We start from the raw sequence: 21,266 nt of genomic DNA, 5'->3' as shown, positions 1-21,266 counted from the left end.
CTGGGTCAGCGGTTGTAGGCGGGCATCGGGCCGCGCAGCGCGGTGCCGACGGCGTCGCAGGCGGCGGTCACGTCCGCGGGCAGCGGGCCGGCCTGCGCGGCGGCGATGTTGGCCCGCAGGTGTTCCGGCCGGGAGCCGCCGAGCAGGAGCGCGTCGGTGGAGGGGCGGTCCAGCAGCCAGCGCAGGGCGAGTTCGGTGAGCGGCAGGCCCGCTCCGTCGGCGATGGCGGTGAGCTCGGCGACGGCGGCGAAGAGGTCTTCGTTCCAGTAGCGCTGCCGGTACATCGCGGCGAGCTTGGAGTCGCCGAAGCGGCCGGTGGCGGGGTCGGCCTCGAAGCGGTGCCGGCCGGTGAGGAGGCCGCCGCCGAGGGGGTTGTAGACCATGGTGCGCAGACCGCTGACCGCCGCGTACTCGACGTACTCCTCCTCGATCCGGCGGGCGAGCAGGTTGTGGAGCTGCTGCGCGACGACGGGGCGCGGGGCGCCGACCTCGTCGGCGATGCGGGTCAGCTCGGCGATCTGCCAGGCGGCGTAGTTGGACACGCCGAGGGCGCGGATCTTCCCCTCCGCCACAAACTCCGCCACGGCCGCGAGGGTCTCGGCGAGCGGGGTGCGCCGGTCCGGCTGGTGCAGGTAGAAGAGGTCCACGTGGTCGGTGCCGAGCCGCTTGAGGCTGCCGTCGAGGGCGGCCCGCAGGCCGGCCGGGGAGAGCGGGGCGTGCTCGCCCTGGTCGGGGTGCGGGATGCCGGCCTTGGTGGCGAGCACGATCCGGTCCCGGCGCCCGGGCAGCAGTCCGGCGAGGATCCGCTCGCTCTCGCCGCCCGCGTACCCGTTGGCCGTGTCCACGCCGGTGAGCCCGGCGTCCAGCGCGGTGTCCAGCATGGCGGCGGCGCCCGCGCGGTCGACGGTGTCGCCGAACGTCATGGTGCCCAGTACCAGGCGGGAGAGCGGTACGGGGACGAGCGGGAGCTCGATCCCCTGAGGGCTTCCCTGCGGGGTTTCGTGCGGGCCGGGGCGGGTGCCGGTGCTCACGAGCGGTTCCTTCCGGTACGGGTGCGGTGGAGGAACGCTCGCACGAACTGCGCGTTACGCGCAAGCGTCTCGCGCGAATCGCGCAAACTATGTCATCATCGGAGCACTGCGGGCGCCCCGGTCAGGGGATGCCGCGCGGCCCGTGCACACCGGTGCCGGGTTCTGTGGAGGAGGTTCGCGTGTGCCGTCGGGACGACACCTCGGTCGTTGCGCTCGCCGATGACCTGTCGGGGGCCGCGGAAGTGGCCGCGCTGCTCCGGCTGCCCTCACGTCTTCTGCTGTACCCCGCCGACCTGGCCGTACCCGTCGCCGCCGGTGAGTGTGCGGTGGTCGACCTGGATTCGCGGTACCTGGACGACGACGCCGCGGCCGATGCCGTACGGGCCGCGCTGGCCGGGGCGGGCGCGGCGGCCGGGACGACCGCGGACGGCGACGACACCGGATCCGGCGCACGGGCGGGCGGGCCGCGGCGGCCCGGGGCCGCACGTCCGCATTCCGGCCCGTACGACGACGGGAGTCGCGCGTTTCGCGCAGTCAACTTCCCGCCAATGCACGGCCGGACGCTCTGGTACAAGAAGTGCGACTCGCTGCTGCGCGGACCGGTGGGCGCGGAGGCCGCGGCCTTCGCGGAGGGGGCCGAGCTCCTCGTGGTCGCGACCGCCCTGCCCGCCGCACGGCGCGTGGTGCGCGGCGGTGTGGTCCTGGTCGACGGGGTGCCGCTGCACGAGTGCGCGGCCTGGCGTGCCGAGGAGCGCGCCGCGCCCCGGTCCGTCGCCGAGGCCCTGGCACCGCTGCCCACCACGGACGTACCGGTCGAGGCCGTGCGTCAGGGTCCCCTCGCGCTCGCCGGCCTGTTCCGGGAGGTGGCGGCGCGCGGGCGGCACCCCGTGTGCGACGCCGAGAGCGACGCCGACCTGACGGTGATCACCGCCGCCGCGGCCCTGCTCGGGCCGGGCACCCGGCTGCTGGGCAGCGGCGGTCTGGCCTCCGCCCTCGGCCGCCGGCTCGGCTTGCCCGCGCCGGGATCCCGGCAGGCGTCGTCGGCACCGGCGGGAGCCGGGACGACGGCGGCCGGGACGACGGCGGCCGGGGGATCCGAGCCGCCGCTGCTCGTCGTGGCGGGGAGCGCGGAACCCGGGGTGGCACAGCAGGTGGCGCGGTTGGTGGCGGCCGGGGCTCGGCATGTGCCGTTGGCGCCCGGGCCGTTGGCCGGGCCGGACCCCGTCGTGCCGCCCGGGCTCGCCCCCGGCACGGTCACCGTGCTGTCCGTCGACGGGTCCGACGGCGTGCGGCCCGGTTCCGCGCGCCGGATCGTGGCGGGACTGGCGCGCACCGTCGCGGCGCTCCCCGGGCGTCCGGATCTCGTCCTGACCGGGGGTGAGACGGCCCGCCGGGTGCTCGACGCGCTCGGCGTCACCACGCTGTGGCCGGTCGGCGAGATCCACCACGGTGCCGTCCACAGCCGGACCGCGGACGGCCGGTCGGTCGTCACCCGCCCCGGGAGCTTCGGCGGCCCGGACTCGTTCCTTCGCATCGCGGCGGCACTCCGCCCCCGCCTTCTGTCATCGTCCTCGCCCCTGCCGCCGGCCTCCGCCGCCACGGCACCCTCTCAGCAAGGAGTCACCCAGTGAACGCGCAGCAGCCCCTCCCCCTCATCGGTGTCACCATGGGCGACGGCGCCGGTATCGGGCCCGAGGTGATCGTTCCCGCGATGCTGGACGCCGCGACCCTCGGCCGCTGCCGGCCGGTGGTGATCGGTGACGCCGCACGGCTGCGGGAAGCGGCCCGGATCCTCGGGACCGACTGCGAGATCGTGACCGTGCCGGCCCCGGCGGCGGCCGAGTCCGTACCGGGCCGGATCAACGTCATCGACCTCGGACTGCTGCCCGACGGCCTGCCCTGGGGTGTGCTGTCCGCCGAAGCCGGCAACGCCGCCTACGAGTACATCAAGCTGGCCGCCCGACTGGCCCTCGCCGGCGAGATCGACGGCATCTGCACCGCGCCCCTCAACAAGGAGGCGCTGCACGCCGCCGGACATGTCTTCCCCGGCCACACCGAACTGCTCGCCCACTTCACCGGGGTCGAGGAGGTGTCGATGATGCTGTCCACCGAGAAGGTGAAGGTCATCCACGTGACCACGCACATCGGTCTCATCGACGCCGTCAACCGGATCGAGCCCGGCCTGGTCGAGCGGACCGTGCGCCGCGGCCACGAGGCCATGGTCCGGGCGGGGGTGGCCGAACCGGTCATCGGCGTCTGCGGCATCAACCCGCACGCGGGCGAGAACGGCCTGTTCGGGTACGGCGAGGAGGAGGAGAAGATCGTCCCGGCGCTGGAGAGGGTGCGCCGCGACGGCATCGACGCCCGCGGCCCGCTCCCCGCCGACACGGCCTTCTTCCTGGCCTCCCGGGGCGACTACGACCTCATCGTGGCGATGTACCACGACCAGGGCCACGGCCCCGTCAAGGTGCTCGGCATCGAGGCGGGCGTCAACCTCACCGTCGGCCTCCCCGTGATCCGCACCTCCGTCGACCACGGCACCGCTTTCGACATCGCCGGTACCGGCAAGGCCGAGGCCGGTAGCATGATCGAGGCGCTGCGGCAGGCCGCCGAGATGTCCACCGCCCGCTGAACCGACGTACCGCGAAGGACACTTGATGCCGCCCAACGGATCCCAGGCTCGGCGCGAGGAGATCCTGAGACTCGCCACCACCACCGGCCTGGCCAGTGTCGAGGAGCTGTCACGGCACTTCGGCGTGACAGCCTCCACCATCCGCCGCGACCTCGCCCGGCTCACCGCCGACGGCCGGCTCGCCCGCACCTACGGCGGGGCGATGGCGCTGACCGCGCACCCGGAGGCGTCGCTGCGTCAGCGCACCACGGAGGCGTACGCGCACAAGCGGGCGATCGCCCGGTGGGCGGCGGCGCAGGTCCAGCCGGGCGAGACCGTGCTGCTGGACGCCGGGTCGACGGTCGGGGCGCTGGCGCACGAGCTGCGCACGGCGCAGGACCTCACGGTCGCCACGACGGGGCTGACCGCGCTGCACGAGCTGGCGGACGTCGAAGCCGTGCATGTGGAGTGCCTCGGCGGGACGTTGCGCCCGCTCAGCCAGGCCTTCGTCGGCCCGCTGACGGAGGCGGCGCTGGAACGGATGACGTTCGACCGGGTCTTCCTGTCCGCGGACGGGGTGACGGCGGACGGCGGGATCTGCGAGGCGGATCTGCGCCAGACCCGCCTCAAGGAGCTGATGGCCCGCCGGGCCGCCCACGTCTACGTCCTGGCCCACGCGGCGAAACTGGGCCGGGCCCCCTTCCACGCGTGGGCGACGCTGCCGCCCGGCTGGACGCTGGTCACGGACACCTCGGCGACGGACGCCGAGGTGGCGGCGTTCACCGAGCGCGGTACGCGGGTGGTGCTGGCGGAGCCGGTGGAGGAGCCGGCACCACCGAGTCGGGCCTGAGCGGCACTCCCGGCGCCGCACCGGGGTGGCCCGGGGGCGGCGCGCACGGCCCGGCGCCCGCGGGTGCCGTCGCGCCCACCCGGATCCGCCGCCGCTCACCGCCGGACAGCGCCACGCCACCCACTCCGGCACGGACCGGCCGGCCGGGAGCCGCGGTGCGCTCCCATCGCCCCGCGCCGGTCAGGCGGCCGGGCGCACCTCGGCGTCGGTCGCGCCGGGCCGGCCGGCCCTGACGGCGACGAGAGCCACCACCGCGAGGACCGCGGTGCGACGAAGGCCAGGTCGGCCATCGTGAGCTCCTGGGACGCGGTGCGGTGGAAACGGGTGGGTTCGAGGAGAACACCTCCGTGACCGAGATCGACCACTATTGACGCCTCTCTTACGGCGATCCCTCCGCTTTTTACGGATCTTTTACTTCATCCTCATATGTCAAGAATGGTCCCCTCCCCAGCCACCCAAGTGGTATGGACCGTGACGTGTCCGGTTTGGTGAAGTCCCTCGTAGGAAATGTCGCCCGCCGCAGTCACGGCGGACGCAGGGGGAAAGGCTCATTCGGTGTCCTTGTTGTCAGTACCGAGTACGACCGGGCGGGGGGAACCCCGGCGCGCCGGGCGCCTCCGGGTCCGGGTGGAGTCGGCGGACCACGGTCCCAGCAACCCCCTGCGCGTCTACGAGGCACTGTCCCGCACCCGCCCGCAGGGCGACGTGTACCTGCTGGAGAGCCTGGACGGGCCGGCACAGGACCGGCTCTCGGCCGCCGTCGGCTGGGGCCTGCTGGCCGAACTGCGCGTCCACGCCGACCGCGTGGAGCTCACCGCCGGTCCGGACCTCGCCGACGCCCTCGCCGACGCCCTGGCGGCCGGCCCGGGCCGCCCGGCGGCCGACGGGTCCGGTGCCCGGGTGTGGGACGTGGCCGGACCGGATGAGGTCTGGCAGCTCCTGCGCCGGATGCAGGGCGCCTTCGACGTGGACACCGACGTACCCGCCGACACCTTCGCCTTCGGTTTCCTCACCACGCTGTCCTACGAGGCCGCGTGGACCATGGAGCGGTTGCCGCAGAGCCAGGACGAGGCCGGCCTGCCGCGCTGCACCCTCGCCCTGTTCCGGGAGACCCTCTGGTACGACGTGCCCGCCGGCACGGTACGGCACCTCACCGCGCGGGCCGCCGCCTGGCCGCAGGACACCGGCCGGCCCCTGGCGGACGTCCTCGCCGAGGCCGCGACCGCCCCCGCCGACGACGCGGACGTACCGGCGGCACCGGCACCGCGGTCCGTGCGCGACTCCGTGGACGAGGAGACCTTCGCCAAGCGGGTCGACCGCTGCCTGCGTCACATCCGGGTCGGCGACAGCTACCAGATCCAGATCGGTCACCGCATCGACGTCGAGACCGAGCTGACACCCGACCAGGTCTACCGCCGGCTGCGCCACCGCAACCCCTCCCCGTACATGTACCTGGTGCCGTGGGCCGGCCGCACCGTGATCGGGGCGAGCCCCGAGCTGTTCATCCGGATCGAGGACGACACCCTCTCCATGCGCCCGATCGCGGGAACGGCGCCGCGCGCCGCCGACCCGGCCGAGGACGCCCGGCGTGTCGCCGGACTGCGCGCCAGCGTCAAGGAGCAGGCCGAGCACGTCATGCTCGTCGACCTGTGCCGCAACGACATCGGACGGGTCTGCGTGCCCGGCACGCTCGACGTCACCTCGATGATGGAGGTCGAGCCGTTCGCCTACGTCCATCACCTGGTGTCGACCGTGACCGGGCGGATCACCGGTGCCACGGACGTCTGGTCGGCCGTCTGCGCCACCTTCCCCGCGGGCACCATGACCGGCGCGCCCAAGCTGCGCGCCATGGAGATCATCAACGAGATCGAGGACGACTCCCGGGGCATCTACGCCGGAGCGCTCGGCGTCGTCGACGTGCGCGGCTTCACGATGCTCGCCCTGTGCATCCGTACGGCCGTGCACGACGGCCGGCGCTACTCCACCCAGGCGTCGGCCGGTGTCGTCGCCGACTCCACGCCCGCCGGTGAGTGGCGGGAGACCCTGGCCAAGATGAGCGCCACCTACTGGGCGTTGACCGGTGAGGAACTGCTGCCGTGAAAGTCCTGCTCGTCGACGCCTACGACAGCTTCAGCCACATCATCGACCAGTATCTGCTGATGCTCGGCGCGCGGACCGAGGTGGTCCGTTCACGGACCCGCTCGGTCGAGGAGCTCCGGGCGGCCGGACCCGACGCCGTGGTGCTCGGCCCGGGCCCCGGCCATCCGGCCGACTCCGGGCACGTGGAGCTGGTGCACGCCTTCGCGGGCCGGGTGCCCCTGCTCGGTGTGTGCCTGGGCCACCAGGCGATCGGCCTGGCCTACGGCGGGAGGATCGCCGTCGCGCAGCACCTGATGCACGGCAAGACCAGCCCAGTGACGCACGACGGGGAAGGGGTCTTCACCGGGGTGGCGGCACCGCTGACCGTGACCCGCTACCACTCGCTGATCGTCACCGACCCGCCGCCCGCCGACCTGCGGGTCTCGGCGACCTCGCTCGACGACGGCTACGTCATGGGGCTGCGGCACCGCACCCTGCCGGTCGAAGGGGTGCAGTTCCATCCCGAGAGCGTGATGACCGAGGACGGGCTCCGGCTCTTCGCCAACTTCCTGGAAGGGGCACGCACCACGGCGGTCCACTGACCGCCCGCACGGCACACCGCAGTATCCACGGGGGGACACGAAAGTGAGCGCGACCAGAGGAACACCACCGTCGGTGGCAGTCGTCACCGGCGGTGCGGGAGGGATAGGACGCGCGGTCACGGCCGCGCTGGCCGACGCGGGTCACCGGGTGGTGTCCGTGGACCGGACCGCCGGGGCCGACCCGACGGCCCATGCGGCGCTCGTCGCCGACCTCGGTGACCCCGGGGCGGTCACCGCGCTGTTCCGGCGGATCGAGGAGGAGCACGGCCTGCCCGGGACGCTGGTGAACAACGCCGGTGTCTACGAGGCCAGGGACTTCCTGGACTACACGCCGCAGGACTACCGGCGCGTCCTCGACGTCAACGTGGGCGCCGCCTTCTTCGCCACGCAGGCGCTGGCCCGCGCGCTGATCGCGGCCGGCCGTCCCGGCAGCGTGGTCAACGTCGCCTCCATCAGCGGCCAGTCCGGCAGCCCCGACACCGCGTACGGAGCGTCCAAGGGCGCCGTGATCGCGCTGACGCTGAGCCTCGGCCGGTCGCTGGCGCCCCACGGCATCCGCGTCAACGCCGTGGCGCCCGGGCTGATCGACACCCCGATGGCCGCCCGCATCCCCGGGCGGCGCGCCGCGGAGTACCGCGAACGCATCCCACTGGGCAGATTCGGCGCGGCCGGCGAGGTGGCCTCCGCGATCCGCTATCTGACCGGAGCGGGCGCCGACTACATCACCGCGAGCGTCCTGGACGTCAACGGCGGGCTGCGCTGAGCGCTCACCGCTGAGCGCACGGCGCAGGGCCCGCGGTCCCCGACCGCGGCGCTCCGTGCGCCCTCACGCCCTCGCGCCCACCCGCACCGCCCGCACCACCCGTCCGGCGCGCCCGCGCCCGGCATCCCACCGAGCCACCACCGATCGCGTCGAGCCGTCCGCCGGGACGCCCTCCGACGGAGCAGGGCACGCACGCGGCCACGGGCCGCCGTCGCGCGGCCCCGCACCCGCCCCGGCCACCCGCCTCCACGGCACGCGCGCACAGCGACAGAGAGGACCCATGCCCATGTGGCTGCCCACTCAGGGCCCCGCAGCCGAGTTCACCACTCGCTACCTCGCCCTCCACCAGGCCTTCTACGCCCGCACCCTCACCCGGCAGGAACTCGACGACTGGCGCTCCCGCCAGCTGCGCACGGTACTGGACCAGGTCCGTGCCGGATCGCCCTTCTACGCCCGGCACCTGAGCGGAGTGGACCTGGACGCCGTGACCCCGGCGACCCTGGCCCGCCTGCCGTTCACCACCAAGGCGCACCTGCGCAGCGAGATGCTCGACATGCTCAGCCGCCCGCTGGCCGACGCGGTCTTCTTCTACGAGACCACCGGCACCACCGGGCCCGCCACCCCCTGCCCCCGCGACGGCCGCGAGGTCGTCGCCAGCAACGCCCACGTCACCGAGTCCTGGGCATCGATCTTCCGGCACCACTTCGGCGACCACCGGCCGCGCATCGGGCTGATGGGCCCCACCGAGGTCCACTCCTTCGGCGACACCCTCGGCGACGTCGCCCGCAACACCGGCTCGATGAACGCCAAGATATGGCCGTACTCCCCCGTGATCGGCTTCCCCAAGGCCCTCCAGCTGATGAAGGACCTCCAGCTGGAGGTCGTCTGCTGCACGCCCGGGGTGGCGCTGACGCTGGCCAAGGCCGCCGAGCACTACGGCTACGACCTGCGCCGCGACTTCGCGGTCGAGCTGCTCTTCGTGACCGGCGAGATGTGCACGCCCGCGCTGGCCCGCAACCTGGAGTCCGTGTGGGGCGCCGACGTCTACAACATCCTCTACGGCTCCCAGGAGGCGTTCGTCATCGCGACGGCCTGCCGGAACAAGCGGATGCACCTGTCCCAGACGAACTACCTCGTCGAGGTCGTGGACCCCGAGACCGGCGACTCCCACGGCCCGCACGGCAGCGGCGAACTGACCGTCACCATGCTGGTGGACGGGGTCAAGCCGCTGGTGCGCTACCGCACCGGTGACGCCGTCGTCGTCGAACCCTCCGACTGCGACTGCGAGATGCCCGGTGACGTCGTACGCATCGTCGGCCGCACCCTGGACCGGCTGGAGCTGGGCGGCCGGCTGTTCACCGCGGGGCAGGTCGAGACGGCCGTGCTGAGCGGCGTGACCGGCTCCGCCGGGTACCAGGTCGTCATCGAGCGGGACGACGACGGGCGCGACCGGCTCACCGTCCGCCTCGAACTGCTCAAGGACCTCGCCGAGGATCCGGCCGGGGTCGCCGAACAGGTCCGCGAGCGGGCCGCCGAGGCCCTCGGCGTGCCGGTGACGGCCGAGCTCAGCGACGGCCTCGACCCGATCGTCAGCACGGGTGCCTTCGTCAGCTGGAAGGCCGCCCGCATCGTCGACCGGCGCACCGCACCCGACCACGAGACCCGGGTCGCCCGGCAGATGGCGGCGAACCGTGGCTATGAGCGCTGACACCGCCCGGCGGCTCGCCGACGAGTACGGCGCGCGCTGGAGCAGCCTGGCCGAGCGCTGGTCCCGCCGGCCCGGCAGCACCCTGGGGACGCTCGGCCCGTCCGGCACCTCCAGCCACCTCGCCGCGGGCCTGCTCGTGGAGCGCCACGGTCTGCACGTCAGGCTGTTCGACACCTTCGACGACGTGCTGGCGGCGCTGGTCGACCGGAAGGTCGAGTACGCGCTCGTCCCGAGCGCCTACCAGGGCCTGACCCGGTTCCACTGGCACCGCGACCTGCGACTGGTGGCGTTCTTCCCGCAGGCGACCCCCGAGTACGGGATCGCGGCGGTCTCGGACACCGCGCCGCCGGCGGGCCACGGGCCGGTCAGTGTGGCGGCCATGTGGGAGGTCCGGCGGATCTACGCCGAGGTCGTGCCCGCCGCGCTCGGCGAGCGGGAGGTCCACTGGGTCGACGCCGACTCCACTCAGCACGCCGCCGAGATCCTGGCGGCGGGAGGCGCCGACCTCGCCGTCACCAACGCGCCCGGCGTCCGCGCCCACGGCCTGAGCTGGGTCGCCCGCCGGCCCGGCGCCGAAATCCTCTGGACGGTCTTCGGCCACGCCGAACCGTCCCCCCTGTGAAGACTGGAGGGAATCCACCATGCCCCGCAAGACTCTGCTGCACCGCGCCACCGTCCAGGAGGGCCTGGGCAAGGCGTCGGTGCCCCGGCGCAGCGTGCTGATCGACGGCGACCGCGTCGAGGCGGTGCTGCCCGAGGACCTCGCGCCGCTGCACTCGCCCGACGTGGACGTCGTCGACCTCGACGGCCGCACCGTGATGCCCGGCATGACGCTCGGGCACACGCACATCGCCTATCTGAACGTCCTCGACGGGCGGGAGATGCTGTTCAAGTACTCCATACCCGAGGTCACCCTCGGCGCCGCCGAGAACGCCACCCGCCTGCTCTCCCTCGGCTACACCGCTTTCGTGGGCGCGGGTTCGGTCTCCGGCATCGACATGGCGCTGCGCCGGGCCGTCGACTCCGGCCGGCTGCGCGGCCCCCGGATCACCCCGTGCAGCCGGGACCTGATGGTGTCCGGGCCGCCCGAGCGGCGCAACCCGGAGGTGAAGAAGCGCATCCCGACCGACCTGATGCGGCTCGCCGACACCCCGGAGGAGATGGCCGAGTACGTGGCCACGGAGATCGCCCAGGGCGCCGAGATCGTCAAGGTCTTCTCCTCGGGCGACGACACCTTCCCCAACGGGCGCTCCCACGAACTGCTGTTCACCGCGGAGGAGCTGAAGATCGCCAGCCGCACCGCGCACGAGCACGGCGCCCGCATCCGCGCCCACTCGCGCGGGCTGGACGGCATCCGCAACGCCATCGCCGCCGACGTCGACGTGATCGACCATGCCACGTACGCCGACGACGCGGCGCTGGAGGCCATCGCCGAACGGGGCATCTTCGTCGTGCCGAGCCTGTTCCAGCCGTACAAGCTGCTCACCACCGGCACGCGGCACGGCAAGACCACCGACTACCTGGAGACCCTGGAGTTCCAGGCGGAGATCGACAACACCCTGCGCATCCTGCCGCTGATGGTCGAGATGGGCATCCCGGTCGTGGCGGGCGACGACTTCGGCTTCGCCTGGACCCCGCACGGCACCTACGCGGAGGAACTGGAGCTGTACGTGACCATGGCGGGCATCCGCGCCGCCACGGTGCTCACCTGGGCCACCGCCAACGGCGCGCGTCTGGCGGGCCGCGGCGACGACGCGGGCACCGTCGAGGCGGGCCGTCTGGCGGACCTGGTCATCACCGGCGACGACCCGGCCGAGGACATCACGGTGCTCAGCCGGCCCGGCGGCATCGAGACGGTCCTGCTCGGCGGTGACGCCGTGGCCGGCAGCCTCGACGCCTACCGCGCCCCGACGGAAGCGGTCCGATGACAGACATCCGCGCCCGGGTCCCCGTCCTGCCGCTGCTCGCGGTCGGCGCCTTCGCCATCGGCACGGACACCTTCGTGGTGGCCGGAGTGCTGCCGGAGGTCGCCGGCGACCTGCGGGTCAGCACCGCCGACGCCGGCTGGCTCAGCACCCTGTTCGCCCTCGCCTACGCCGTGTTCGCGCCCGTGCTCGGCGCGTTCACCGGCGCCTGGGAGCGGCGTGCCGTCCTCGTGGTGTCCCTGACCGGCTTCGCCGTGGGCAACGCCGCCTCCGCCCTGGCCCCGAGTCTCGGCACCCTGCTGGCCGCGCGGGTGTTCACCGCCGCGTGCGCCGCGCTGTACGTGCCCGCGGCCTCCGCCTCCGCCGGCGCGCTGTCGCCACCCGAACGGCGCGGGAGGGCCCTCGCGGTCGTCCTCGGCGGGCTGTCGGCCGCGACCGTCGCCGGCGTCCCGTTCGGCACCTGGGTCGCCGCCGACCTGGGCTGGCGCGCCACGTTCTGGCTGCTCGCCGGTCTCGGCGTGCTGTGCGCGGCCGCCGTGGCGGCCGGCCTGCCCCAGGTGCGGCTGCCCGCCGCCCCCGGACTGGCCGCGCGGCTCGCCCCGGCGCGGGACCCGCGGGTGCTGCTCACGGTGACGACCACGCTGCTGTTCATGACCGGCGGCTACCTGGCGCTCACCTACATCGGGCTGATCCTCGACCCCGTCACCGACGGCGACGGCTCGGTCCTCGCCCTGCTCCTGCTGGCGTTCGGCGTCACCGCCTTCGCGGGCACGGCGCTGGGCGGCCGTGCCACGGACCGGTACGGCGCGGGTCCCGTGCTCGCCGTGTCCGTCGCCGGACTCGCCGTGGTCCTCGTCACCCTGCCCCTGACCCGTACGTCGGTCACCGGCGCCGTGGTGGCGATGGCGCTGTGGGGCCTGGCCGCGATGGCCACCCAGCCGCCCCAGCAGCACCGCCTGTTCGGCATCGCGCCGGCGTCCGGGCCGCTGCTGCTGTCGCTGAACTCCTCGGCCACCTTCCTCGGGATCTCGCTGGGCGGCTTCCTCGGCGGGCAGGTGGTGGACGGCGGCGGCGCCGACGCGCCGGACACCCTCGGGGTGGTGGGCGGCTGCCTGGCCGCGCTCTCGCTGGTGACCGCCTTCGCCGTGGCCCGCGTCCGCACCCGTGAGGAGCCGGCGCTCGCCGCCGACGCCCGCTGACCCGCCGAAACGTTGGGGGAAACCATGCTGGAACCACGACCCGTCGTCCTCGGCATATGCGGCTCCGAACGGGCCGGCGGGAACACCGACCTGGCGCTGGAGTACGCGGCCGGGCTGGTGGAGCTCCGGGGCGCCGAGTTCCGGACGATCCACCTGCGCGACCACCCGATCTCGCCGTGCAGCCCGTGCGGCGACTGCAACTACCGTGACGCCCCGTGCGCGCTGCCCGACGCGATGCCGCGGATCGTGGAGGAGATGAAGCGCGCCGACGGGATCATCTACGCGACCCCCGTGCACGGCTTTGGTCTCGCCCACCTCATGCAGATCTTCATCGAGCGGGCGGGCGTCGGATTCCTGCGTTTCGAACGGCCCCTCGCCAACAAGGTGGGCGGGATCATCGTCACGGGCCGCCGCTACAGCGAGGGCTCCGTGCACAACCAGCTCGTGGACAACCTGCTGCTCAACCGGATGATCCTGGTCGGCAGCGGCTTCCCCGCGCTGCTGCGCAACACCGCCCGGACCCCGGAACTGGCCGATACCGAGGGCCTGGAGGCGGTGGACCGGATGGTGGAGCGGATGCTCGACATGATCCTTCTGCTGCGGCGCCACGAGGACGTCACCGGTGAACCCGTGCTGCCGCCGCACGACCGCAACGAACGCGCCGGACGGGTGCGTGCCCACTGAGGGCGTACCGGAGTTGTCCGGTTGCCGGGAGTGGTACGGACCCCCGGGTCACCAGTGGCCTTGGGACGGACCCGGCCCGGCTGCTGGAATCACCGACCGGACCGCGCAGGCATGGAAAACCAGTCATGGAAAACCAGCTCGACAAGGAACATCGGGAGACTGCCTTGAACGTGCCGGCACTGAGCGCAGGCACCAAACCGTCCGGAGCGGCGGACCTGACCCGCTTCGCCGCCGTCGCGGCCGCGGTCGATCCCGCCGCCCTCACCGACCGGCTCGCCCTGCGCCGCCAGGAACTCGCCGAGGACCCCGGGGACGTCTACGACCGCGCGGCCGAGGTCGCGCGGGTCTACGCCCGGTGGTTCGGCGCACACGCCCTCACCTGCCCGCTGCCCGGCCAGATCGCCTCGGCCCGCCGCAAGGGCCTGCCCGCGATCGGCCCCGCCGTCGACGCCCTGCTGTACGGCGAGCTGACCACGGGCGTGCTGATGGGGGTCCAGGACGCCGAAGCCGTCGACGGCGGGCTGCACTTCGACTGGGCCGCGCGGGGCGAGACCTTCACGGGGTTCCGCTCCACCGTCGTCTGCTCCCAGGACGAACCCGTGGTCCGCGACGGCACGGCCATCGTCGCCTCGGTGCTGCGGGGCCCCGACCGCCGTACCAGCGTCACCCCGTCCTCCCGCCATCTGGTGTTCACCGTCTACGACGCGCCCGGTCTGGACGGCGAGGACTTCGAGACCGGGGTACGGGTCCTGACCGGCCTCCTCCGGGAAGCCGGGTCGGTCCCCGAGGTGCGGGAGGTGGCACTGTGAACCCGTCGGCCGGCAGCACGGCGTCCGCGGGGCACGCGGAAAACGCTGGAAACGCTGAAAACCCTGAAAACGGGGAACGCGACGCGGAGTACGCGGACCTGTCCCAGGGCTCAGTGCCCAGCAGGCACCAGCGCCGCATCCTCGTCTGCGCCGGACCCGCCCCCACCGGTCACCGCGCTCTGCACCGGGCCACGGCCCGCTGGGAGCGCCAGTACATCGGCGGGGTCTTCGTCCGGGTCCCCGCGGCCGGGGCGGAACAGCAGCGCGTCGTGGCCGAGTTCACGGCCGCCGGCTGCTCACCGCAGACCGCGCACTTCTACCGTCCCGGCGACCTGGCGGCCCTGCGCCCGCTGGCGCACCGCATCGCCGAACTGCTCGACGGGAGCGACTGCGACCCGATCGGCGCCGCCGAGCTCCTCGTCGTGGGCGCGACCGACGTCGTCGGCCCGTACCCGGCGGGGGACCTGGCGGTGGCGCGTGCCGTGGCCGCGTTCGTCAACGCGCGTCTCGGCGAGGACTGGCTGGTCCGGCCCGAGGCCACCCCGGTCCCCGCGACCGCCGGGCCGGCCGGCGAACGGCAGGCCGCCAGGGACCTCGCGCCGGCCGAGCTGGAGGACCACTTCGCCGAGACGGCGCGGGCACTGGCGGCCGAGGCCGAATGCCGCCTGGAGATGTTCGACCGGCTGCCGGACGACGCCGGCACCCGTGTCCCGCACTACCGCGGTCGCCGGTCCGTGCCGGCGGTGACCGTACCGACCACCTGAGAACAGCGACACAGAGACGAGCGCCCCTCGGGGCGCACGGGGGGACTTCTGTCATGCGCACTGCCGCCGTACTGCGTGCCGTACTCGACTTCGACATGGCCCACTACATCGACCACGCCCGCAGCGTGGGCCGCGACCGGCTCGACCCCGCGCTGCGGGCCCGGATGGCCGAGGCGTACGAGGACGTGACCGTCGCCCTCGCCCTCGACGGGCACCGGCTCGGCCGCCAGGAGCGTGCGGTGCTGCGCCTGGCCGAACTCGTCTTCCAGGCGGAGTGGAAACTCGCCCTCCCCGAAGGGGAGAGCCCCCAGCAGGTGGCCGCCCGGGGCGGCGGGCCACTGGACCGGCGCGGCAAGCGCTACCAGCCGTACGGCAACGTCCGGTTGCTCAACCATGTGCTCGGCACCCGGTGGCACGCCCCGGACGGCGCCGTGGAACGCGCCTGCTGGCAGGCGGTCCGGGCCGTCGCGTCCGGCTGGCGGGCCTATGAACAGCGCACCGTCGACGGGACCGAGACCTGGGCCCGGGACGCCCTGCCCGAGCCGGGGCAGCTGGCCGAACGCATCGAACGGCTCGACGCGCTGGTGTCGCTGACCGCCGGCCGCGCACCGGCGCTGCGGCCCGCCGCGGCCACCCCGCCCCGCCACTGGCGGGACTACCTGCTGCCGCACGGGCGGGCGAACATCCTGGAGCATCTGACCGTGCTGCCGCAGACCACCCAGCACGACGAGGTCACCTTCCTGCGTGTGATCCACCTCGTCGAGGCCACCACCTGGGGCGTGCTGGCCCGGGTGATGTCGGCCGCGGAGTGGCTGCGCGCCCGGCGGTGGGAGTACGCGGCCGAGTGCCTCGACCGGGCCGCGGTCCTGGCCGCCGCGCAGACCCAGGCCCTGCTGGTGATGCGCCGGACCATGCCCGTGGAGCACTTCCACGGCTTCCGGGCGGCGACCGGCGACGCCAGCGCCGTGCAGGCCTTTCCCACCCAGCTGTTGCACATCCATCTGCTGGGCGTCCACCCCGAGAAGGTCGAGGCCCTGCACGAGGCCACCGAGAACGCCTACGTCCTGCTGCACCAGAACCCGGACTTCGAGCCGCTGCGGGACCTGCTGCACCGGGTGCCCGGGGAGGCGGCGGGCCGACACGTACTGGACGCCGCCCACCGCCTCGACCAGGAGCTGTACGCCTGGCGGAAGATCCATTACGGGGTCGCGGTGCGTTATCTGCCGCAGCAGTCCACCGGGTCGGGCGGCACCTCCGGCGCTCCCTATCTGCGCAGCTTCTACCAGGACCGCCTGTTCGACGCCGACCGCACCCTGCTGCCGCAGCACCGCAGCGCCACGACGGCCGCGCCCGACGCCTGGGTGCGGGCCCGCCCGGCGCTGTCCCCGTTCAACTGACCGAGGAGGCCGCCCGGGTCACCGGCCGGGTGACCGCCCGCGTCACCGGCCGGGTGACCGCCCGCGTCACTGCCCGGGTGACCGCCCGCAGCACTGACCGGGTGACCGCCCGCAGCACTGACCGGGTGACCGCCCGCAGCACTGACCGGGTGACCGCCCGCAGCACTGACCGGGTGACCGCCCGCGTCACCTCACGAGGGATGCGGCCGAGTCACCTGGCCGGGGGCCCCGAGTCACCCGGCCGGGAGGCCGCCCGTGTTCAGGAGGCCCATGAGGCGCCGCCGGGCTGCTGGTCGTAGGCCTGTCCGATCCGGCGGATCGCCTCCTCGACGCCCGACCGGCCCAGGGCCGTGTACCCCAGGACCAGCCCGGGCCGGGCGGTGTGCGGCCGGTCGTGGAAGACCCGGCCGCCCTTGACCAGGACAGACAGCCCCAGCGCACGCGCCACCAGTGCCTCCTCGTCCGCGCCTTCCGGCAGCGCCGCGAACACGTGCAGGCCGGCCACCGGACCGATCAGGGTGGCCGCGGGCAGAAAACGCTCCACGGCCCGCGTCAACGCGCCGTGCTGCGCACGGTAACGGCTCCGCATTTTCCGCAGGTGCCCGTCCAGCAGCCCGCTGCGCAGGAAGTCCGCGAACGCCAGCTGCATCAGTCCGTCGCAGCCCAGGTCCCGGCGCACGCGCACCCGTTCCATCAGCCCGGTCAGCTCCGGTGGCAGCACCATCCAGCCCAACCGCAGTCCCGGCGCGAGGAGTTTGCTCGCCGTCCCCGCGTAGATGACCCGGTCCGGCCCGGTCGGCTGCAACGCGAGGTGCCGGCCCCGCTGTTCCAGCCACAGCCCGCCGTCGTAGTCGTCCTCGATGATCCAGCCGCCGGTGTCCCGGGCCCAGCGCACCAGTTCCTCCCGGCGCCGCGGCGACATGGGCACGCCCAGCGGGAACTGGTGCGAGGGCGTCACCAGGACGGCCCGCACCCCGCTCGCGTACAGCGGCTCGACCTCCAGCCCGTCCGGGCCCACCGGCACCGCCACCGTCCGGACGCCGTTCTCCTCGATGAACTGCCGTTGCCGGTCGTGGCTGGGGTCCTCCACCGCGAGCCGGTCGATGCCCAGTTCGCGCAGCGCGCCGCAGACCAGCCCCAGGGCGTGCGCGAAGCCGCCGGTCACCATGGTGTCCTCGGGGCTGCCGAGCACTCCGCGCACCCGCCCGAGGTAGGAGACCAGCTCCGAGCGCAGCTGGTCGACGCCGAGCAGCGGCGGATAGCCGAGCCCCTGCCAGCGGGCCGACTCCACCGCCCGCTGGTAGGAGGCGGTCCACTCGCGGTGCGGGAACGTCACCGGGTTCGGCGTGCCCGGCAGCAGGTTGAACCGCACCGGCGGGATCGCCCGGTCGACCAGCACCACGGGCTTCCTGATCCGGGTGTCCGCGTGTGCCGCCACCCGGGTGCCCGAGCCGCGCACCGATTCCAGCAGCCCCTCACCTGTGAGCTTCTCGTACGCCTCCACCACCACGCTGCGCGAGACCCGCAGGTCCTCGGCCAGCTGCCGGCTGGACGGCAGCCGGGTGCGCGGGGTCAGCAGCCCCCGTTCGACCTGGTGCCGCAACTGGTCGGCGATCTGCGCGCCGAGCGGTACCGGACCGTCCCGTACGACCTCCAGCATGACGTGCCACGTCACATCTCCCCCTTGTTCCGCGGTCCTCGAGGACGCCGCCCATCCTCCCCGGCGTCCTGCTCCCGTAAGGACGCCACCGGCGTGCGTGCGGTTCGGAATTGGTCCGGTGACGCGCCTCTCAACTGGTCTGGTGCCCCCTTTCCCGGCTCGGAAGACTGCGGCTGTGACAGTCCGCGAAAGTACGAGAACGTGGCCGGACCTGCTCGGTGCGCTGCTGGACGGGCACGATCCGGAGGCGTCCGACACCGCCTGGGCGATGGACCAGGTGATGACCGGAGCCGCCGCCCCCGTCCAACTGGCGGGACTCCTCGTCGCCCTGCGCGCCCTCGCGCTGCCCGTCGACGTGCCCGGCCCGACGGTCGACGTGGTGGGGACGGGCGGCGACCGGGCGGGCACCGCCGGCATCTCCACCATGGCCGCGGCCATCGACTCCGGCACGGCCACCGACCTCCTCACCCGCTGGTCGGAGACCACCACCAAGCCGGCGACGCCCTGATCCCCGGACCTCCCCGGGGGCCACCGACCCGCCCGGCCGCCACCCGGCCCGTCGGCCGCGACGGCCCCCGGCCCGCCACCACCGCCCTGAGCACGGGCCCGCCGTCCGGTCCGCCGGTCCGGTCCGGGCCGTAGTCCCTCCCATCGAAAGGCGACGTCGATGCTTTCCGCCTCCTTGCCTTCGTCCTCCGCGCCGCTGCTGGTCCTGATCAGTCCCATGGACCGGGAGACCCGCGGCCACCTGCTGGAGTCCGTGGCCCGTGAGTACCGGATCTGGCTGTTCTCCGACCGTGCGGCCGACTGGGAGTCCCCCTTCATCACCGGTCACACGCTGGTGGACACCCTGGACGCCGAGGCCATGACCCGCGCCGCCCTCCCCGTCGGCGCCGACGCGATCCTGTGCTGGGACGAGACCCGCATCCTGCCCGCCGCCCGGGTCGCCCGCGCCCTCGGCCTGCCCGGTCTGTCCCCGGAGGCCGTACTGACCTGCCGGGACAAGCACCTGACCCGCCTCGCGGTCGCGGAGGCCGGGGGGCCGCAGGCCCGCTCCACCGCCGTGTCCACCCTGGACGAGGCATACGCGGCGGCCGCCACGACCGGCTACCCCGTGGTGGTCAAGCCGCGCGCGCTGGTCGGCAGCACCGGCACCCGGATGGCCCGCACCCCCGACGAACTCGCCGCGATCTTCCCGGAGATCCGCGGCACCACCATGACCGAGGTCCGCGAGCGCTTCGAACAGCCCGTCCTGGTCGAGGAGTACCTCGACGGACCGGAGATCAGCGTCGACTCCCTGATCTGGGACGGCGAGGTCACCCCGCTCTTCGTCGCCCGCAAGGAACTGAGCCCCCCGCCCAGCTTCGAGGAGGTCGGCCACGGCGTCGCGGCGGCCGACCCGCTGCTCGCCGACGCCGCGCTGCTGCGCGCGCTGACCACGGTGCACGCCGCCGTCGGCATCACCCACGGCTGGACCCACTCGGAGTGGCGCCTGACCGCCCGCGGCCCGGCCCTGGTCGAGGTCAACGCGCGCAGCGGCGGCGACTTCATCTCCTACCTCGGTCTGCTCGCCACCGGCTGGGACGCGGGCGACGCCGCCGCCCGCCTGGCCCTCGGGCAGCGCCCCCGGCCGGGCACCGCCCGGCACGGCGCCGCCGCCGTCCGCTTCCTCTACCCCGAGGTGGAGACCGTCGTCGGCCGGGTCACCATCGACCGGGACCGGCTGCCGGCCGGCATCGACATCGCCCGCGTCGTCGCCCGGCCCGGCCACGTCCTGGAACTGCCGCCCGCCTCGCACACCGGCCGCTACGCCATGCTGGTCGCCACCGCCGGCACCGCCGACGCCTGCCGGCGGATCCTGGACGCCGCCGAGCGGGCCGTCCACCTCCAACCGGCTGCCGCACCGGTCGCCGTACCGCGATGAGTGTGGAGGAGACGGCCCTCGGCACCGACGCCGAGGCCGCGGCCGGCATCGCGCGGACCTGGCGGGAGGCGCCCCTCCCGGTGAAGGCCGTGATCGCAGGGATCATGGTGAACCGGCTCGGCGGCTTCCTCCAGGTGTTCCTCGTGCTGTTCATGGTCGCGCGCGGATTCCCCGAGGTGCGGGCCGGGTTCGCGGTCGCCGCGCACGGCGCGGGCGCGGTCGCCGGCATCCTGCTCGGCGGCTGGCTCATCGGCCGGATCGGCGTCCGCCTGTCCGTCGTGGCCTCGATGGCGCTCAACGCCGCCCTCACCGCCGCGGTGCTGTACGCGTCGTCGTACCCGGTGATGCTGCTGCTGGCGGCGGGTACGGGGGCGGCGGGCCAGGTCTACCGGCCCGCGTCGGCGGAACTCGTCAGCCGCCTCACCGGTGAGCGGCGCCGCGTCATGGTCTTCGCGATGTACCGGCTCGCCACCAACATCGGCACCACCGCGGCCCCGCTCATCGGCGCCGCGCTCCTGACGCACTCGTACGCGCTGCTGTTCTGGGGGGAGGCGGCAGCCGCCCTCGCCGTCGCCGTCCTCGGACACCTGCTGCTGCCGGCCGACCGCCCCACGAAAGCGGCCCGGGCCGCCGATGGCCCGCCCCGACGCCCGGAAGGGGCGACCGGGTACCGCGCGGTGCTGCGCGACCGTCCCTTCGTGCTGTTCCTGGCCGCCATCCTCGGCTTCTCCGCCGTCTACACCCAGTACCTGTCGACGCTGCCGCTCGCGGTGCGCGCCCACGGCTTCGACACCCTCGTGTACGGCGTCCTGGTCGCCGTCAACGGCGCCATCGTCATCGTGTGCGAGCTGGCGGTGACCCGGAAGGTGCAGCGCTGGCCCGCCCGGCTGGCCGCCATCGCCGGCATCCTGGCCGTCGGCGCCGGACTCACCGCGTACGCGCTTCCGTTGGGCGTCGCGGGGCTCGTCGCCGCGACCGTGGTGTGGTCCGTCGGCGAGATCATCGGCTCCCCCACCATGACGGCCTATCCCGCGCTGGCCGCCGCCCCCGAGAACCGCAGCCGGTATCTCGGCGCCTCCCAGGCGATGTTCGGCGTCGGCTCCGCCGTGGGCCCCGCCGCGGGCGTCGCCGCCTGGGCCCTGATGGGTGACACCGTCTGGCTGCTGTGCGGTGCCGTCGCCGCGTTCGCCGCCGTCGCCGCGTACTACGGAATGCCCGCGTCCGGGCGGCGGTCACCCCGCCCCGACCCGAAGAAGTGAG

The 21,266-nt window shown here is 74.0% G+C and carries 19 protein-coding genes; 17 read left to right on the top strand and 2 right to left on the bottom strand.

The window, feature by feature from the left end; genetic code table 11:
* Positions 1-5 precede the first annotated feature (5 nt).
* On the bottom strand, positions 6-1,031 hold the full coding sequence (locus tag IE178_RS14740; protein ID WP_193512567.1) for an aldo/keto reductase: 1,026 nt from the start codon (positions 1,029-1,031) through the stop codon (positions 6-8).
* Positions 1,032-1,210: 179 nt separating this feature from the next.
* Between IE178_RS14740 and IE178_RS14735 the strand changes: the two genes are divergently transcribed.
* From IE178_RS14735 to IE178_RS14670, 14 genes are all read left to right on the top strand, one after another.
* Positions 1,211-2,662 carry a four-carbon acid sugar kinase family protein gene (locus IE178_RS14735; protein ID WP_318280056.1) on the top strand — a complete coding sequence of 484 codons (1,452 nt, stop codon included), beginning with the start codon at positions 1,211-1,213 and terminating at the stop codon, positions 2,660-2,662.
* Positions 2,659-3,663, top strand: a complete 1,005-nt coding sequence (pdxA, locus tag IE178_RS14730) for a 4-hydroxythreonine-4-phosphate dehydrogenase PdxA (protein ID WP_318280055.1) — start codon at positions 2,659-2,661, stop codon at positions 3,661-3,663. Before IE178_RS14735 ends, pdxA begins: the two co-directional genes overlap by 4 nt.
* A 25-nt stretch (positions 3,664-3,688) precedes the next feature.
* On the top strand, positions 3,689-4,492 hold the full coding sequence (locus tag IE178_RS14725; RefSeq protein ID WP_184761623.1) for a DeoR/GlpR family DNA-binding transcription regulator: 804 nt from the start codon (positions 3,689-3,691) through the stop codon (positions 4,490-4,492).
* A 555-nt stretch (positions 4,493-5,047) separates the two neighbouring features.
* Positions 5,048-6,592, top strand: a complete 1,545-nt coding sequence (locus tag IE178_RS14720) for an anthranilate synthase component I family protein (RefSeq protein ID WP_438874378.1) — start codon at positions 5,048-5,050, stop codon at positions 6,590-6,592.
* Positions 6,589-7,173: an anthranilate synthase component II gene (locus IE178_RS14715; RefSeq protein ID WP_193512565.1), complete on the top strand. Its 585-nt coding sequence runs from the start codon at positions 6,589-6,591 to the stop codon at positions 7,171-7,173. The genes IE178_RS14720 and IE178_RS14715 overlap by 4 nt, the downstream gene beginning before the upstream one ends.
* Before the next feature lie 73 nt (positions 7,174-7,246).
* A complete protein-coding gene (locus IE178_RS14710) occupies positions 7,247-7,936 on the top strand; it encodes an SDR family NAD(P)-dependent oxidoreductase (RefSeq protein WP_318280053.1) in 690 nt (229 codons plus the stop codon).
* Between the two features lie 286 nt (positions 7,937-8,222).
* Positions 8,223-9,644 carry a phenylacetate--CoA ligase family protein gene (locus IE178_RS14705; RefSeq protein ID WP_193512563.1) on the top strand — a complete coding sequence of 474 codons (1,422 nt, stop codon included), beginning with the start codon at positions 8,223-8,225 and terminating at the stop codon, positions 9,642-9,644.
* Positions 9,634-10,266 carry a prephenate dehydratase gene (locus IE178_RS14700; protein ID WP_184761628.1) on the top strand — a complete coding sequence of 211 codons (633 nt, stop codon included), beginning with the start codon at positions 9,634-9,636 and terminating at the stop codon, positions 10,264-10,266. The genes IE178_RS14705 and IE178_RS14700 overlap by 11 nt, the downstream gene beginning before the upstream one ends.
* 19 nt (positions 10,267-10,285) lie before the next feature.
* Positions 10,286-11,572, top strand: coding sequence for an amidohydrolase family protein (locus IE178_RS14695; protein WP_193512562.1), 1,287 nt, complete (start codon positions 10,286-10,288; stop codon positions 11,570-11,572).
* Positions 11,569-12,768 carry an MFS transporter gene (locus IE178_RS14690; RefSeq protein WP_193512561.1) on the top strand — a complete coding sequence of 400 codons (1,200 nt, stop codon included), beginning with the start codon at positions 11,569-11,571 and terminating at the stop codon, positions 12,766-12,768. The genes IE178_RS14695 and IE178_RS14690 overlap by 4 nt, the downstream gene beginning before the upstream one ends.
* 24 nt (positions 12,769-12,792) lie before the next feature.
* Positions 12,793-13,452: a flavodoxin family protein gene (locus IE178_RS14685; RefSeq protein WP_193512560.1), complete on the top strand. Its 660-nt coding sequence runs from the start codon at positions 12,793-12,795 to the stop codon at positions 13,450-13,452.
* A gap of 125 nt (positions 13,453-13,577) precedes the next feature.
* Positions 13,578-14,261, top strand: coding sequence for a hypothetical protein (locus IE178_RS14680; protein WP_193512559.1), 684 nt, complete (start codon positions 13,578-13,580; stop codon positions 14,259-14,261).
* Positions 14,262-14,374: 113 nt separating this feature from the next.
* A complete protein-coding gene (locus IE178_RS14675) occupies positions 14,375-15,025 on the top strand; it encodes a hypothetical protein (RefSeq protein ID WP_184761633.1) in 651 nt (216 codons plus the stop codon).
* A gap of 53 nt (positions 15,026-15,078) precedes the next feature.
* On the top strand, positions 15,079-16,422 hold the full coding sequence (locus IE178_RS14670; protein ID WP_184761634.1) for a hypothetical protein: 1,344 nt from the start codon (positions 15,079-15,081) through the stop codon (positions 16,420-16,422).
* 259 nt (positions 16,423-16,681) lie between these two features.
* Here IE178_RS14670 and pdxR read toward each other — a convergent pair whose 3' ends face one another.
* A complete protein-coding gene (gene pdxR / locus IE178_RS14665; protein WP_184761635.1) occupies positions 16,682-18,097 on the bottom strand; it encodes a MocR-like pyridoxine biosynthesis transcription factor PdxR in 1,416 nt (471 codons plus the stop codon).
* 160 nt (positions 18,098-18,257) lie between these two features.
* On the opposite strand from pdxR, the gene IE178_RS14660 reads away from it, so the two are divergent.
* The 3 genes from IE178_RS14660 to IE178_RS14650 all read left to right on the top strand — a co-directional run bounded on the left by IE178_RS14660 (position 18,258) and on the right by IE178_RS14650 (position 21,265).
* Complete coding sequence (locus IE178_RS14660) at positions 18,258-18,590, top strand: hypothetical protein (protein ID WP_318280052.1); 333 nt, start codon at positions 18,258-18,260, stop codon at positions 18,588-18,590.
* Between the two features lie 159 nt (positions 18,591-18,749).
* A complete protein-coding gene (locus tag IE178_RS14655; protein WP_318280051.1) occupies positions 18,750-20,006 on the top strand; it encodes an ATP-grasp domain-containing protein in 1,257 nt (418 codons plus the stop codon).
* Entirely contained in the window at positions 20,003-21,265 is a 1,263-nt protein-coding gene (locus tag IE178_RS14650; RefSeq protein WP_193512557.1) for an MFS transporter, read from the top strand. Before IE178_RS14655 ends, IE178_RS14650 begins: the two co-directional genes overlap by 4 nt.
* Position 21,266 lies beyond the last annotated feature (1 nt).

Source organism: Streptomyces griseoloalbus (assembly GCA_014650015.1).
Taxonomy (GTDB): domain Bacteria; phylum Actinomycetota; class Actinomycetes; order Streptomycetales; family Streptomycetaceae; genus Streptomyces; species Streptomyces griseoloalbus.
This window is presented reverse-complemented; position numbering and strand designations above follow the sequence as displayed.